14 protein-coding genes are annotated in these 15,437 nt (G+C 70.9%); 5 read left to right on the top strand and 9 right to left on the bottom strand.

The window, feature by feature from the left end:
• Positions 1–23: 23 nt before the first annotated feature.
• Genes F563_RS0105540 through F563_RS0105520 form a run of 5 tightly spaced genes read right to left on the bottom strand, consistent with a single transcriptional unit; the run spans position 24 to position 6,083 of the window.
• Positions 24–1,457: an amidohydrolase family protein gene (locus F563_RS0105540; protein WP_019013658.1), complete on the bottom strand. Its 1,434-nt coding sequence runs from the start codon at positions 1,455–1,457 to the stop codon at positions 24–26.
• Positions 1,457–3,025, bottom strand: a complete 1,569-nt coding sequence (locus tag F563_RS0105535) for an ABC transporter substrate-binding protein (RefSeq protein WP_019013657.1) — start codon at positions 3,023–3,025, stop codon at positions 1,457–1,459. Before F563_RS0105535 ends, F563_RS0105540 begins: the two co-directional genes overlap by 1 nt.
• A 56-nt stretch (positions 3,026–3,081) precedes the next feature.
• Complete coding sequence (locus F563_RS0105530) at positions 3,082–3,957, bottom strand: alpha/beta fold hydrolase (protein WP_019013656.1); 876 nt, start codon at positions 3,955–3,957, stop codon at positions 3,082–3,084.
• Positions 3,957–5,111 (bottom strand): mandelate racemase/muconate lactonizing enzyme family protein, encoded by a 1,155-nt coding sequence (locus tag F563_RS0105525; protein WP_019013655.1) that lies wholly within the window; start codon positions 5,109–5,111, stop codon positions 3,957–3,959. Before F563_RS0105525 ends, F563_RS0105530 begins: the two co-directional genes overlap by 1 nt.
• Positions 5,112–6,083: a Bug family tripartite tricarboxylate transporter substrate binding protein gene (locus F563_RS0105520; protein ID WP_019013654.1), complete on the bottom strand. Its 972-nt coding sequence runs from the start codon at positions 6,081–6,083 to the stop codon at positions 5,112–5,114.
• Positions 6,084–6,185: 102 nt separating this feature from the next.
• Here F563_RS0105520 and F563_RS0105515 point away from each other — a divergent pair, with 102 nt between their 5' ends.
• On the top strand, positions 6,186–6,656 hold the full coding sequence (locus F563_RS0105515; protein ID WP_019013653.1) for an L-2-amino-thiazoline-4-carboxylic acid hydrolase: 471 nt from the start codon (positions 6,186–6,188) through the stop codon (positions 6,654–6,656).
• Between the two features lie 140 nt (positions 6,657–6,796).
• The gene (locus F563_RS0105510; protein WP_019013652.1) at positions 6,797–7,972 is read left to right on the top strand and encodes a M20 aminoacylase family protein; all 1,176 of its coding nucleotides are present in this window, start codon (positions 6,797–6,799) and stop codon (positions 7,970–7,972) included.
• A 133-nt stretch (positions 7,973–8,105) separates the two neighbouring features.
• Here F563_RS0105510 and F563_RS0105505 read toward each other — a convergent pair whose 3' ends face one another.
• Positions 8,106–9,008: a polyphosphate kinase 2 family protein gene (locus tag F563_RS0105505; RefSeq protein ID WP_019013651.1), complete on the bottom strand. Its 903-nt coding sequence runs from the start codon at positions 9,006–9,008 to the stop codon at positions 8,106–8,108.
• A gap of 163 nt (positions 9,009–9,171) precedes the next feature.
• Here F563_RS0105505 and F563_RS0105500 point away from each other — a divergent pair, with 163 nt between their 5' ends.
• Both F563_RS0105500 and F563_RS0105495 read left to right on the top strand, forming a co-directional pair.
• A complete protein-coding gene (locus F563_RS0105500; protein WP_156825072.1) occupies positions 9,172–10,398 on the top strand; it encodes a hypothetical protein in 1,227 nt (408 codons plus the stop codon).
• Positions 10,399–10,409: 11 nt separating this feature from the next.
• On the top strand, positions 10,410–11,279 hold the full coding sequence (locus tag F563_RS0105495; protein WP_019013649.1) for a hypothetical protein: 870 nt from the start codon (positions 10,410–10,412) through the stop codon (positions 11,277–11,279).
• Here F563_RS0105495 and wecB read toward each other — a convergent pair.
• The 3 genes from wecB to F563_RS25290 all read right to left on the bottom strand — a co-directional run bounded on the left by wecB (position 11,227) and on the right by F563_RS25290 (position 14,354).
• Positions 11,227–12,348, bottom strand: coding sequence for a non-hydrolyzing UDP-N-acetylglucosamine 2-epimerase (wecB, locus tag F563_RS0105490; RefSeq protein WP_019013648.1), 1,122 nt, complete (start codon positions 12,346–12,348; stop codon positions 11,227–11,229). The genes F563_RS0105495 and wecB overlap by 53 nt on opposite strands.
• A complete protein-coding gene (locus tag F563_RS0105485) occupies positions 12,345–14,063 on the bottom strand; it encodes an ABC transporter ATP-binding protein/permease (RefSeq protein ID WP_019013647.1) in 1,719 nt (572 codons plus the stop codon). Before F563_RS0105485 ends, wecB begins: the two co-directional genes overlap by 4 nt.
• A gap of 90 nt (positions 14,064–14,153) precedes the next feature.
• Entirely contained in the window at positions 14,154–14,354 is a 201-nt protein-coding gene (locus F563_RS25290; protein ID WP_019013646.1) for a hypothetical protein, read from the bottom strand.
• A gap of 53 nt (positions 14,355–14,407) precedes the next feature.
• Between F563_RS25290 and F563_RS21665 the strand changes: the two genes are divergently transcribed.
• Positions 14,408–15,382, top strand: a complete 975-nt coding sequence (locus F563_RS21665; protein ID WP_084596397.1) for an EamA family transporter — start codon at positions 14,408–14,410, stop codon at positions 15,380–15,382.
• Positions 15,383–15,437 lie beyond the last annotated feature (55 nt).

The raw sequence follows: 15,437 nt of genomic DNA, 5'->3' as shown, positions 1-15,437 counted from the left end.
GATCCAGAGATCGGCCTGGGGAATCAGAGTCGGACCCGCCGCCAGCCCGGATCGACGTGCGTCAGATGCCCGAGGCCGCTGCGCGCCAGCATCGTCTCGGTCTCGCGCGCAGCGGCCGCGAGGATGGCGCCCTCGTCGAGATGCGGCACCGCGCGCTCGCGCATCAGCACGCGGCCATCGACGATCACGTCGCGCACATCCGATCCTTGGGCGAACCAGACGACGCGATGCACCGGCATGTTCGGCGGATAGGCGTGTGGCGTGGCCAGATCGACGGTGATCACATCGGCCTTCTTGCCGACCTCGAGGCTGCCGAGATCGGCCTCGCGGCCGATCCCCTTCGCGGCGTCGATCGTGATCATCTCCAGCAGCTTGCCGGGCGGCATCAGCCGCTCGTCGCGCGCCGCGCGCTGATGCACCCGCGCGCACATGACCATGTGGCGGAACATGTCAGTGCCGCGATCCGGTGCCGTGCCGTCCGAGGCGATCATCACCGTGACGCCGGCTTCAAGGAGACGCGGCACCGGACAGTGCCCGCGCACCTGCGCGATTGCCGAGGAATTGTGGACGACCGCGGTGCCGGTGCGCGCCAGCGTCTCGATGTCCTCCTCCGTCAGGTCGGTGCAGTGGCTGAAGAACGCGTCTGGTCCGCAGAGCCCGAACATGCGGTCAGCCATCTCGATCGAGCCGGAGCGGTGTCCGTCCTGATGGAAGAGCGTGCCGTGCTTCCGGCCGAGTTCCCGCATGATCCGGCCCTGGCGTTCGATCTCGGCGACCTTCGCCGCGTCGTGGGTCGCCTCGCGGTAGACCGGCATCAGCGTCGCGATCGCGATCCGCCCGTCCGCGGCACCATGCCAGCGCTCGATCAGCGCCGCACAGGTCTCGGCCTGCCGCTCGAAGCTCACGGGATAGCGGCGCTCGGTGCCGCTCTCCCAGGACGCGTATTCGCGCGGATGCGGCGGCCGAGTCGGACCGACCGCGACGATCGCGCGGATGCCGACCGCGGCCACGCCTTCGCAATGGGCGTCGCCATGCGCCGGATTGTCGGTGCGCATGATCGAGTCGCCGCCGCCGAGCAGGGAGACGCCGGTGGTGACGCCGTTGCGCAGCCGCTCCAGTGCCGCGAGCTCGGCCTCGGCGCGCCAGAACGACGGCGGCGAGGCAAGGGTGTAGATGATGCGGCACGCCTCGGACCACGCCTCGGAGTCGCCGCCGCCCATTGTTTTCACCAGGCCATGGCCGGCATGCGCATGGCCGTCGATGAATCCCGGCAGCACGGCACGGCCCTTGGCGTCGATCACCTGGGTCGCGCGCCACACGGCCTCGACCTCCGCGCGCGGGCCGACCGCGGCGATGCGGTCGCCCGACACGGCGACCGCACCGTCGTCGATCACCCTGCGGGCGGGGTCCATCGTGATGACGACCCCGCCCCGGATCAGCAGCGATGCGTGCTGCATCAGGGCATGCGCACCAGCCACAGGCGCAGCCGGTTGTCCGGCGCCTGGGCGAGCTCGATGCCCTTCTTCGAGGCCCAGACGATCGGCTGCTGGTGCAGCGGTACGTGGGCGATGTCCTCGCGCTCGAGCGCGAAGGCCTCACGCAGCAGGGCCCGCCGCTTGGTCTCGTCCGTCTCGCGGCTGGCCGCCTGGGTGAGTTCGTCGATCTTCGGGTTGGAGTAGCGGCCGCTGTTCAGCCCACCCGTGCGCGGGCCCTTGGTCTGGATCACCTCGGAGAGCACGTACCACGCATCGATCAGCGGCAGGCCGGCATGGCCCAGCATGAACATCGACAGGTCATGCGTGTTCACGCGCCGCGACCAGACGTTCAGCGGCTCGATCTGCGGCTGCACGGTGATGCCGACGCGCCCGAGCATGCCGATCACCGCGAGGCAGATGCGCTCGTCATAGACGTAGCGGTCGTTCGGGCAGGAGAGCCCGACCGAGAACCCGTTCGGATACCCGGCCTCGGCGAGCAGCCGCTTCGACGCCTCGGGATCGTAGGGGTAGGGCCGCGTGTTCAGATCCTGCGGCGCGCCGTTGAGGAAGGGGCTCGCCATCATCCCCGCCGGCCACGACTGGCCGCGCATCACGCTGCGCTTGATCGCCTCGACGTCGATCGCCTGGTAGATCGCCTGGCGCACGCGGCGGTCCTTGAACGGGTTCTTCCCTTTCACGTCGCTGTAGAGAAGCTCGTCGCGATACTGGTCGAAGCCGAAATAGATCGTCCTGAGCTCCGGTCCCTGCACCACCTGCAGCCCGGGGTTCTGCTCGATCCGCGGGATGTCCTGGATCGGAATCTCCACGGTCGCGTCGATCGCGCCCGAGAGCAGCGCGGCCGTGCGGGTCGCGGCGCTGCGGATCGGCTGGAACACCACCTCGGTCAGGTTGTGCGTGGGCCGGTCCCACCACCGCGTGTGCGCCTCCAGCACCGTGCGCGTGTCGGGTTCGCGTGTGCGCAGCCGGAACGGCCCGGTGCCGTTCGCCTGCCGTGCGGCGGGGCTCTCGCGCTGGGCGGAGAGGTCGGATGCCGAGGTCGCGCCGACCCGCTCGCTCCACTCCTTGTCCATGACGAAGAAATGCGTGAGCGAGGAGAGCAGCACGGGGAAGGGCTGGCTGGTCTCGATCTCCACGGTGTGGGAGTCGATCTTGCGCACGTCCGTCACAGGGCCGATGGTTGGCCGCACCAGCGCGCCCTGCGTGTTCAGCCGCGCCCAGGTGAACAGCACATCGTCGGCGTCGAAGGCCGAGCCGTCGTGGAAGACGACGTTGCGGCGCAAATGGAATCGCCAGACGGTCGGCGAGACGAGTTCCCAGCGCTCGGCCAGCGCCGGCTCGATCTCCAGCTTCGCGTTGTGGCGCGTCAGCCCCTCGTAGATGTTGTTGATGAAGGCGTTGGTGAAGGTGTTGTTGGACGAGTGGGGGTCGAGCGTCAGGGCATCCGAGTTGAACGACCAGGTGAAGGTCTTGGCCTCGGCCGGCCCGAACGCGACCGCGGCTGCCAGCGCCGCCACTGCCAGGATACGCATCGTCGTCTCCCCGTTCCGTTGCGTGACGGCGAGCCTGCGGCCGATGCTGCGACACGTCAATCCGTGACGGGGGCGCCGACGAAGCCCAGGATCGTCGCCATCAGCCGCTCGGGCTCGTCGGCGCGGATCGAGTGGCTGCTGTTCTCGAACAGCTCGTAGCGCGAGCCCGGGATCAGGCGATGGATCTCCTCGGAGAACTCGGGCGGGCAGATCCAGTCGTGCTGGCCGGCGATGATCAGGGTCGGGGCGGTGATGCGGGCGAGTTCGGGACGGAGGTCGAAGCGGCGCAGGAACCCGCCCGGCCCGAAGGCGCGGTTCAGCGGCTCGGGCGCGTAGGGCAGGCGCGCGAGCGCGGGCCGCGCCTTCTCGAGGTCGAAGCGGCGCGAGTAGAGCGGCCCCATCACGGTGTGGAAGCGCCGCACGTCGTCCTCGCTCTTGAACCCCCCGTCCCAGAGCGAGGCCGTGATCCGCTGCTGTTCCGGCGTGCCCCGCTCGGCGAGGATCTCGCGCGCACGGCGGATGAACCCGCCATGGGAAGCGGTCACCACCAGGATCAGGTGCGAGACCGCTTCCGGGTAGCGCGCGGCATGCGCCATGCCGACCATGCCGCCATAGCTCGTGCCGATCGAGACGATCGGCCCGAGCCCGAGATGGCGCCGCAGCGCCTCCATGTCCTCGACGTTCTCGTCCAGCGTCCAGCGCGCGGGATCGCCGTCGCGCGCCGACCGGCCCTGGCCGCGATGGTCGAAATAGACGAGCTGCATCGCGCGCGTCAGCGGCGTGTAGCCTGGCTTGAACCCGGAATGGTCCGAGCCCGGCCCGCCATGGATGACGAAGGCGGTTGGCCGCTCGCGCATGCGTGGGCCATCGGGCACGAGCCCCATGCCATCGACATCGAAATAGATCGTCGTGTCGCGAATGCGTGCGTACATCAGCCGAGCCTCGGATCGAGCCAGGGGGAACCCATCGGACGCCAGGGGCGCTCGGCCGCCACGCCCTCAGCGAGCCCCGCGCCGAGACCGGGCAGCTCCGGCACCGGCGCCGCGCCGCCCGAGATGGCGGGCACGGCGCCGGCGGCGATGCCGAAGAACAGCGGGGTCTCGCCGAACTGCACCTCCAGCCGCCCCAGATTCGGGATGGTCGCGCAGACCTGCACGGTGTGGGCGTGGCAGATCGGCCCCGTGGGGTTGTGCGGCGCGATCTCGATCCCGTGCACCTGTGCGAGTGCGGCGATCCGGCGCATCTCCTCGTGCCCGCCGCAGTACTTGATGTCGGGCATCAACACGTCATAGGCGCCGGCGGCGATCACGGGCGCGAAGCCCGCGAGCCCGGCGAGCGTCTCTGCGCCCGCAAGCCGCATGCCGCGGTCGTTCGCCATCGAGCGGATGCGGCGGATCTCGGCAAGGTTCGCCTCGGCGAGCGGGCATTCCAGCCAGTGGAGATCGAACCGCGCGACGTCGCGCACGAGCGCGGCCGCGCCGCCGGCCGAAAAGCGCCAGTGGCAGTCCACCATCACGTCGATCCCGGGCCCGACCGCGTCGCGCACCGCGGCGATGCGCTCCAGTCCCTGCGCATAGGCCGCGCGCTGCGCCGGCTCGGCGGCGTCCTCCCAGACGAAGGGATCGAACGGTGCGAGCTTCACCGCGGTGAACCCGTCATCGACGGCGCGGCGCGCGGCCGCGGCGAAGCCCGCCGGCACGCGCTCCGCCACCCCCCGGTTGATGTTGGCGTAGAGCACCACGCGCCCGCGCAGCCGACCGCCAAGCAGGCGCCAGATCGGCACCCCCACCTCCTGTCCGGCGAGGTCCCACAGCGCCTGTTCGAGCGCCGAGACCGCGGCATGCCGCACCAGCCCGGCCGGCGCGTGCACCAGCACCCGCGTCACCGCGTTGCGGTCGCGCGCATCCGCCCCGCGCAGCGCCGCATCGAGCCGCGCGATTTCCACCTCCAGCGCTGCCTCGTGATTGGCGAGCGTGCACTCGCCCGTGCCGGTGCGCCCGTCCTCGGTGCGCACCTCCACGAACGACCAGTTGGTCTTCGGCGTGACGTTGATGCCCGCGAAGCGGACCTCGGCGATCCGCACCATCTACTCCAGGGCGAGGTTCTTCTCGGCGACCAGCCGCTGCCACTTCGCGACATCGTTGCGCACGCGCTCGTGGAACTGCTCGGGCGTGGTCGCGCGCGGGAAGCCGCCGATCCGCCGCACGGCGGTGATCACGTCCGGCATCGCGGCAATCTTGACGCATTCGGCATGCAGGCGATCGACGATCGGCCGCGGCGTGCCGCTAGGGGCCAGCAGCCCGAACCAGGCGATGGTCTCGAACCCCGGCAAGCCGCTCTCGTGCACGGTCGGCGTATCGGGCAGGTCGGGCGAGCGCTCCATCGACGTCACTGCGAGCGCGTGCAGTTCGCCCCGCTGGATGATCCCCATCGCCGGCGGCAGGTTGACGAACATCACCGGCGGCTGGCCCGAAACGAGCCCCTGCAGCCCGTTCGCCGCCCCGCGGAACGGCACGTGCTGCAGGTCGAGCCCGGCCATCGACTTGAACAGCTCCATCGACAGGTGCGCCGAGGTGCCGACGCCGCCCGAGGCGTAGTCGAGCTGGCCCGGCCGCGCCTTGGCGTAGGCGATCAACTCGGCCACCGAGCCGACATCCAGCACCTTGCGGTTCACCACCAGGACGTTCGGCGCCTCCACCAGCAGGCTGATCGGCTGGAAGTCGCGCACCAGGTCGTAGGGGAGGTTGCGATAGACCGCGCCGTTGATGCCGTGGCTGCCGGCATTGCCCATGATCAGCGTGTAGCCGTCCGGCGCGGCGCGCGCGGCCGCCTCGGTGCCGATCCGTCCGCCGGCTCCCGTACGGTTCTCGACCGGGAAGGGCTGGCCGAGCGCCTCCTGGAGCTTCGCGGCGTAGAGCCTGGCAATGGAATCGCCGCCATCCCCGGGCGCGGAGGGTACGATGACGCGCACCGGCCGTGATGGCCAAGGGTCCTGGGCCCTTGCGTGCGGGATGGTCAACAGCGCGGGGGCCGCCAGCAGCGTGCGGCGACGGATCATCGTTTCCTCCTCGTCGCGATCCTGATGCGCATCGTCGCGCGGCCCTTCGCCTGTCGCAACCCCGCGGCTAATGTTCCGGCCGAACCGGGGACGGACGGAACCATGAGCGACGAGATCGGCATCCTGCGCCAGCGTACGATCGAGGCGGCCTTCGCGAAGGGTGTCTTTGAGGAGATGGCGGCCGAGCTCGGCGCGGAACGGGCACGGGAGATCCTGGCGCGCGCTGTGATCAAGATGGCCAGGGCCGCGGGCGCCGAGTGGGCGAAGAAGGCGCCGGACGGCAAGACGGATCTGGCCAGCTTCGAGGCGACGCTGCCCGCTTGGACCAGGGACGACGCGCTCCGGATCGACGTGCTCAAGCGCACCGAGACGGAGTTTCACTTCAACGTGACGCGCTGTCGCTACGCCGAGACCTACAAGGCGATGGGGATCGGCCATCTCGGCGCGGTGCTGTCGTGCAACCGCGACGGCACGTTCTGCGAGGGCTACGACCCAAGGATCAAGCTCACGCGCACCCAGACCATCATGGGGGGTGCCAGCCATTGCGACTTCCGCTACAGGCTGGAGAAATAGCGGCGGGGGCCGTTGGCCCTTGCCCCCGCACCCCCAATCCCGGGAACGACGCGCGGCCCGACCAACGGGAGGGCCGCCCTCATGGAGGGGGGTCCGGGGGGACCACCGTGGTCCCCCCGGCTCTTGAACAGGAGACCTGGATGCCCGTTCCGAACCGCCTCGCCGCAATGGCTCCCGAACTCACCGAATGGCGCCGCGACCTGCACGCCCACCCCGAACTGGGACTCGAGGAGCACCGCACGTCCGAGATCGTTGCGACCAAGCTCGCCGAGTGGGGCATCGCCGTGCATCGGGGCCTCGCGCGCACCGGTGTGGTCGGGACGCTGAAGGTCGGCAACAGTCCCCGCGCGATCGGCATCCGCGCCGACATGGATGCCCTTGCGATGGAGGAAGCGAACGACTTCCCCCACCGTTCGCGGAACCCCGGGCGGATGCATGCCTGCGGCCATGACGGCCACACCACCATGCTGCTCGGCGCGGCCAAGTACCTGGCCGAGACCCGCAACTTCGACGGCACGGTGCACTTCATCTTCCAGCCGGCCGAGGAAGGCGCCGGCGGCGGGCGGATCATGGTCGAGGAGGGGCTGTTCGACCTCTTCCCCTGCGATCGGGTGTTCGGCGCCCATAACGACTACCAGATGCCGGTCGGCGAAATGGCCGTCGCCGAAGGCGCCGTCTCCGCCGCTTCCGATCGCTTCACCATCACCATCACCGGCAAGGGCGGGCACGCCGCGCGCCCGCACCACGCGATCGACCCGGTGCTGATCGGCTCCCACCTGGTGCTGGCGCTGCAGAGCATCGTCTCGCGCGGCATCGATCCGGCCGACCCGGCGGTGGTGTCGATCACGCAGTTCCACGCCGGGTCGACCGGCAACGTGATCCCCGAGGACGCGATGCTGAACGGCACGGTGCGCACGCGCAACCCGGCGGTGCAGGACCTGATCGCGCGGCGCATGGAGGAGATCGCGCAGTCGGTCGCGGCCGCCTTCGGCGCCACCGTCAACGTGGACTACCGCCGCGGCTACCCGCCGGTGATCAACGCGCCCGAGGCGACCGAGGCGGCCGCGCGTGCGGCCGAGGCGCTGCTGGGCGAGGGCAAGGTGCACCGCACCTTGCCGGTGCGCATGGGCGGCGAGGACTTCAGCTACATGGCGCAGAAGGTGCCGGGCTGCTTCGTACGCATCGGCCAGCGCGGCAAGGATGGCGCCGGCAGCGTGCCGGTGCACCACCCGCGCTACGACTTCAACGACGAGATCCTGCCGATCGGCGCGGCCTTCTGGGCCCAGCTGGTGGAGCAGGAACTGCCGCGGCGCTGAGGCGGTTCATACCCGGCGCACGAAGGTTTCACCTTCGTGCGCCGGGTATGAGGTCTCCTTTGGCGCGCAGCCGCCACACCAGCCCTGCGCGCGATACCGGGCTGCCAACGGTCAAACCTTTGGCAGCCCGGTATCAGTCCTTCTCGGCGACGAGCTTGGCGCGCGCCTCGGCGAGCTTCGCCTTCTCCTCCGCCGGCAGGGTGGGGAAGGCGAGGTCGAGGCTTCCCATCGTGGCGAGCAGCGCACCCGCGACGACCAGGCGGGTGAACCACTTGTTGTCCGCCGGGACCACGTACCATGGCGCGTGCGGGGCGGCGGTCGCGCGGATCGCCGTCTCGTAGGCCTGCATGTAGTCCTCCCAGTACCCCCGTTCGGCGACGTCGCGCGAGGAGAACTTCCAGTTCTTCTCGGGGTGGTCGATCCGTTCGAGGAAGCGCTTCTTCTGCTCCTTGCGCGAGATGTGCAGGAACACCTTCACGATCGCGGTGCCCTGGTTGGCGAGGTAGCGCTCGAACGCGGCGATGTCCTCGAGCCGGCGGTCGAACAGGCGCTTGCCGCGCACAGCGTCGGGCAGCTTCTGGCGCGCGAGGATCTCCTTGTGCACGCGCACGACCAGAACCTCCTCGTACCAGGAGCGGTTGTGGATGCCGATGTGGCCGCGTGCGGGCAGACGGCGCACGTGCCGCCACAGGAAGTCGTGATCCAGCTCCTCGGCATGCGGCGCCTTGAAGCTGAACACGTCGCAGCCCTGCGGGTTCACGCCGCTCATCACGTGCTTGATCGTGCCATCCTTGCCGGCCGCATCCATCGCCTGGAGCAGCAGCAGCACCGACCACTGGTCCTGGGCGTAGAGCTTGCTCTGTTCCTCGGCGAGCAGCGCGGTACCGCGCGCGAGCAGTTCGCGCGCCTCGGCCTTGCTGTAGTCGAGCCCGGCCGTATCGGCGGGGTCGTGGTCGGCAAGGCGGAAGCCTTTGCCCTTGGTCACCCGATAGCGGGCGAGCAGCTTGCCGAACTTGCCGCGCAACGCCTTGTCCATGCCGTTTCTCCCCGCCGGTCCGCTCACACGCTACGGTGGCGCGTCATCGGATCGCAACATCCGGCGCGCCGGACCCAGCGGACCGGTTGCGGTCCCGGAAGGGGCCGTGGCATCGTCGCGGACGGGCGGACCGGCGTCCGCCCGCCGCGCGGAGGAGAGTACGGTGATGCAACGTCGATGGCCTGTCATCGCGGGTCTCCTTCTGGTCGCGGCTGCGCTCTGGGCCGCTCCGGCGGCGGCGCAGGGGCAGCGCCAGCAGCCCGCGCCGAGCTTCACGCTCAAGAACGAGGGCGATGTCACGGTCTACGAGCTGTTCGTCGCCCGCGGCGGCACGGGCGCGCGCAACTGGGGCCCGGACCGTCTCGGCGCCGAGATGGTGCCGGCGGGGCGCAGCTTCGTCGTGCGCCTGCCGGCCGGGTTCGGCTGCTCGGCCGACATCCGCATCGTCTTCGACGATGGCGCCGAGGACATCCGCGAGCGTGTGGACATCTGCCGCGAGCGCGAGGTCATCGCGGCGCGCAGCGGGCCGACGGCGGCGCCGGACCGGGATGTCGAGCTCGTCAATGCCGGGCCGCGCACGATCATGTATCTCTACATCCGCCCCGCCGGCGGCAACGAGTGGCTCGAGGACCGCCTCGGCAGTGCGGTTTTCGAGGCAGGCGCGCGCTTCACCGCGCAGGTGCCCGATCAGGGGTGCAGCTACGACATCCGCGTCGAGTACGACAACGAGGCCGCCGAGGAACGGCGCAATGTCGATCTCTGCGCGATCGCTCCCCTGACCATCGCGCCGGGCTGGACGGTGGCGGACGATCTCGTCGCGTTCACGCCCGGGTCGGTCGGCCCCGGGGCGGGGCCGCGCGTGACCGGGCCGCGCGTGACCCTGATCAACCGCTCCGGCCGCACGGTGTTCTCGCTCTATGTCTTCCCGGATGGTGCCCCGGACGAAGGGCCGGACCGGCTCGGCGTGCGGATGCTGTCGCAGGGCGACCAGGTCGAGGTCGATCTCGACCCGGCGCAGGGGTGCAGCTTCACGATCCGCGTGAACTACGACCAGGGACCGGCGGACGAGCGATCCGGCATCGACCTCTGCCGGATCAGCGAGCTCGTCATCGAGGCGGGCTGGGTCGATGCGCCGGCGGCCGGATCGGTACGGTTCGTCAATGCCGGGCCGGCCCCGATCATCGCGCTCCATGTCGACCCGCCGGGCACCCGGCGCGGCCCGGACCGGCTGGGCGACCAGATCCTCGGCGTCGGCCGGTCGCTTGCGCTCGCGCCGCCGCAGGAGGGCGTGTGCGCCTACGACGTGACGGCCCGGTTCCGCAACGGGCAGGAGGCGCGCCTCGCCGGCGCCGATCTGTGTGCGGGCGGCGAGATCACGCTGGCACCGTGAGGGGAGGGACCATGATGCGACCGGGACATCTCGTGCTTGCTGCGGCGCTGCTGGGGGCGGTGCCGGCGGGCGCCCAGAATGCCGCCTTGCCCGAGCCGATGCAGGGGCTCTGGGTCTCGGGCGAATGCGCGGCACCCGAGGCGATGCTGTTCGCCACCCATCGCGGCTGGGCCATGCTGCCCACGGGCGGCACCCAGCGCCTGTGGCGGATCACGCGCACCGGCACGGTCGGTGACGGGTTCACCCTCGCGGTCGGCGACGACGAGGAGCATACGCGGCTGCTGCTGCGGGCCACGCCGACGGGACTTGAGACGCGCGAACCGCCCGAAAAGCTCGCCGACGCCGACCTGCCCGGCGATGCCCCGGCCCGGTCGTTCCGGCGCTGCCCAGCGCTCCCGACGCCCCTCGCGCTGCTGCACGGCGAGGGCCTGTCGTTCCTCGGCGCGCTCGACGGGATCGAGGCGGCCTGCGCGCATGGCGAAGCCGCGGCCTGCATCGATGCGGTCTGGGCCTGGGCGGATGTCAGTGGCGATGGCACGCTGACCGCGGCCGAGGTCTCCCGACTCGCGCGCGGAGTCGCGTATGCGACGATGCTGAGCCAGGGCACGGAGATGGAGGAACTCGCGGCCGCGCTGGGGGCTGGCGCGCTCGGCGGCGTGGCGGTGGGCTGGGCGCTGATCGCGAGCTTCGACTACGACGGGTCGGCCTCGCTCTCCAAGGCCGAGGTGATGCAGGACCGGTTCCCGCCTCCCGGCCTGGCGGGCGCGGTCGCTGCGGCCCCGTCGCTGCCGCCTCCGGGTGTGAGCCTGTCGGGGCAGCTCGGCGCGCTCAAGGTGCTGTTCGAGGAACTGGCGCCGCTGCTCGGTCTGCCGGGTCACTGACCGCCACGGCAAGCCGGCGGATCGCGGCAGCCAGCCGGAACCGCGCCCGCCCGTCGTGGCGCGGCCGATGACGGGTGCGCGGCGCACGCACGGCCTCGGCGAGCGAGGCCGCGTCGGCGAGGCGGTTGGTGCCGGCGGTCACGGTCGCCGGACGCTCGGTGGTCGGCCGCAGCGTCACGCAGGGGATGCCGAGATGGCTCGTCTCCTCCTGCACGCCGCCCGAATCGGTGATCACCACGGCCGCGCGCGAGACGAGCGCCAGGAACGTCACGTAGCCGAGCGGCGGCAGGGCGCGCAGCCCGGGCGGCAGCGCGAGGCCGGTCTCGGCCAGCCGCCGCTCGGTGCGCGGATGGAGCGGGAACAGCAGGGGCAGCTCACGCGCGATCGCGCCGAGCGATGCGAGCAGGGCCGCGAGCGTGTGAGGCGCGTCGACATTCGCCGGCCGATGCAGCGTGACGACGCCGTAGCCGCCCGGCGTGACGCCGAACATATCGGGCCCGGGATGCGCCGCAATCGCCGGGCGCATCACTTCCAGCGTGTCGATCGTGATGTCGCCCGCGCGCTCGATCCGCGCCGGATCGATCCCCTCGCGCAGCAGATTGGCCTCCGCGAGGACGTCCGTGGTCCAGAGCATGTCGGCCGCGTGGTCCGTGAGGATGCGGTTCATCTCCTCGGGCATGGTGCGGTCGCCGCTGCGCAGCCCCGCCTCCAGATGGGCGAGACGCACCCCGCGATGCATGGTCGCGATCGCGGCGGCGAGCGTGGCGTGCACGTCGCCCACCACCACCACGAGATCGGGCGGTTCGGAGGCCAGGACCCGGTCATAGGCCTCGATGGTGCGGCCGATCGTCTCGCCGTGGCTGCCGGCGGCGATGCCCAGCCTGATGTGCGGTTCCGGCAGGTCGAGCTCAGCCATGATGTCGCCCGCCATCGGGGCGTCGCGGTGCTGGCCGGTGTGCACCAGCAGCGGGCGGCACCAGGCCTCGTCCTTGAGGGCCCACCACAGCGGCGCGACCTTCATCAGGTTGGGCCGCGCCGCCGCGACCAGGTGCACGGTGAACGGATTCACCGGGGCTCCAGCCGTGCGGGCCCGTCGCCGCGCGGCACGACGGCGAGGTGGCGGTCGTGCAGCGCAGCGAGGCTGTCGCGATGGCCGATCGAGACGATGGTCGCCTCCGGCAGCCGCGCGCGCAGAAGCCGGAGCAGGGTGCGCTCGGCCTCCGGGTCGAGCGCGCTGGTCGCCTCGTCGAGGAACAGGGCATCCGGGCGCTGCAGCAGCGCGCGTGCGAAGGCGAGACGCTGCTGCTCACCGCCCGAGAGCACCTGTGCCCAGGGGGCAACCTCGTCCAGCCGGTCCGCGAGCGCGCCGAGCCCGACCTCGCGCAGCACGGCGATCAGCGTCGCGTCGTCGGCGCCGTCGGTCGCGGGGTAGAGCAGCGCGCGCCGCAGCGTGCCCTCGGGCAGATAGGCGCGCTGCGGCAGGAACATCAGCCGCGCGCCGTCGGGGATGCGCACCCGGCCGCGGCCGAACGGCCAGAGCCCGGCAAGCGCGCGGAACAAGGTCGACTTGCCCGACCCGGACGCTCCGGTGATCAGCACGGCCTCGCCCGCGCGCAGGTCGAGCGATGGCGCCTCGATCAGCGGTCGTCCGGAGGGCAGATCGAGCGCGAGCGCCTCGGCGCCGAGCGGCGCGGCCGCGACCCGTTCCGGGCCGCCCTGCTGCGTCGCCTCCGCCGCGGCGACCGCGCGCTCGAAGCCTGTGAGCCGATCCACCACCGCCTTCCACTCGGCGAGCTCGGCATAGACATTGACGAAGAACGACAGCGCGCTCTGCACCTGGCCGAAGGCAGAGGCGGTCTGCATCAGCCCGCCGAGCTCGATCCGGCCCGCGAAGTAGGCGGGGCTGACGACCAGGAAGGGGAAGACGATCGCGATCTGGTTGTAGCCGGCGCTCCACCAGGTGAGCCGTTTCTGGCGGCGCATGATCGCCCACCAGTTCGCCATCAGCGCGGTGAAGCGCCGGCGGAAGCCCTCCGCCTCCTCGGCTTCGCCGTGGTAGAGCGCGATGCCTTCCGCGTTCTCGCGCACCCGCATCAAGGCGAAGCGGAAATCCGCCTCGAAGCGCTGCTGGTCGAAATTGAGCCGCACGAGCGGCCGGCCGACCCGGTCGATCACCCAGGTTCCGACCACCGCATAGACGAGCGCGCACCACACGAGATAACCCGGCACGGCGACCTCGCCGTTGGCGAGCACGAGCGGCGCGTCCGCCGAGAGCGCCCAGAGAATGGCGATGAAGGAGGCGAGCGTGACCACGGAGGAGAGCAGGCCGAGGGAGAGCCGGAGTGTCCGGTCGACGAAAAGCTTCAGGTCCTCGGCGATGCGCTGGTCGGGATTGTCGGCGTCGGGGTGGCCGGCCAGCACCATGCGATAGTATGCGTGGCCCTGCATCCAGCGCGCGAGGTACCGCTCGGTCAGCCAGCGCCGCCAGCGGATCTGCAACATGAGGTTGAGGTAGGTCTGATAGACGGCGACGATGATGAACAACACCGCGAGGAAGCAGAACCAGCCGAGTTCAGCGACGAAGGTATCCCAGTCGCGGTGCTGGAGGGCGGTGTAGAACCGGTTGTTCCACTGGTTGAACAGCACGTTCAGGTAGACGAGGCCGAGATTCATGCCGACGATCACGGCCAGCAACACTCGGCCCGCGCGGCGGTCCTCGGACCAGAAATAGGGGGCCGTGAGCCGCCAGAGATCGGCGAGAAAGGCGCGCAGCGCGGCGGTCATGCGCCGCGCTTCCTGCGTTCAGGTCGCACGGTCAAGACCGGGCCGCGGCAACGGCCCGGCCGGCGACTGGATGCCCCTGGCCGCGCGTGGTCAGGCGCCGATGCGCCGCGCGTTCTTGCGCAGCAGGGCGGCGGCGATCGAAAGCCGCATCTCGGGCGCCGGGGCGGGCTTGGCCGCCGGCTTGGCGGTGCGCGTCGCGGCGGCCTTCGCCGGCTTCGCCGCTGCCGGCGCCGGCTTCTTGGCCGTCTTGCCCTGAGCCTTCGTCTTCGCCCCGCCGCTCGCTCGCGCCATCGGACCTCTCCCTGTGCCAATGCGGCGCATGTGATGCCAAGTCGCGCGTTCGGATGCAACGGGTGTCGCAATCCTCGTGCATGGGCGTGCAAGGAAAGACATCCTCACGCGGGCGTTGCACAACCCGGCGGTTCGTGCACATCTCGGCGCCGTTCATGGCGGGATTTCCCTCACTCGATGCCCGGGCGGCGCGCGGCGTTGGCCTGATGGTGGTTTCAACCTTCGGGTTCGCCGGCAGCCATAGCCTCATTCGTTTCGTTTCGGGGGAAGTGCATCCCTTCGAGACCGCCTTCTTCCGCAGCCTGATCGGCCTGCTGCTGATGTCGCCCTGGATCATGCGCGGCGGCTTCGCCGCGCTCCGGACGACGCGTTTCCCGGCCCACGCGTTCCGTGCGGTGCTGAATGCCGGGTTCATGCTGAGCTACTTCCTCGGCCTCAGCCTCGCCCCGCTCGCCAAGGTGACGGCGCTGTCCTTCCTCGGCCCGGTGGTCGCGACCGCGATGGCGATCGTGCTGTTGCGCGAGCGGCTCGACCCCGTGCGGCTGTTGGGACTCGCCCTCGGCGTGGCCGGCGCGATCGCCATCGTGCGGCCGGGCGCCGTGCCGTTCAGCCTCGGCACCGGTCTGGTGCTGCTCGCGACGCTGTTCTGGGCGGCGGTGATGACCACCATCAAGAGCCTGGCACGCACCGAGACGAGCCTGACGATCGCCGCCTGGATGGCGCTGCTGCTGATCCCGATCAGCCTCGGCTTCGCGCTGCCGGTGTGGGTGTGGCCGAGCGCGCGGGCCTTGATGTTCCTGGTCGCGATCGGTGCCCTCGCGACCCTTGGCCAGCTCGCCCTCGGCCAGGCGTTCCGCAATGCCGATGCCTCGCTGCTCTATCCGGTGGACTTCCTGCGCCTGGTCTGGGCGTCAGGGTTCGGCCTGCTGGTGCTGGGCGAGGTGCCGGATGTCTGGGTCTGGATCGGCGGAGCGGCGATCAGCGCCGCTGCCGGCATCCTCGCCTTCGCCGGCGGGCGGAAGCGGTAGCGCGACAGCGGTTGCGCGCCGGCGGAGAACGCAGCACGGTATGCGTCAACGGCAG

Source organism: Elioraea tepidiphila DSM 17972 (genome assembly GCF_000378465.1).
GTDB classification, from domain to species: domain Bacteria; phylum Pseudomonadota; class Alphaproteobacteria; order Acetobacterales; family Acetobacteraceae; genus Elioraea; species Elioraea tepidiphila.
Note: the sequence above shows the minus strand (reverse complement) of the source record. Positions and strands in the feature narration are given on the sequence as shown.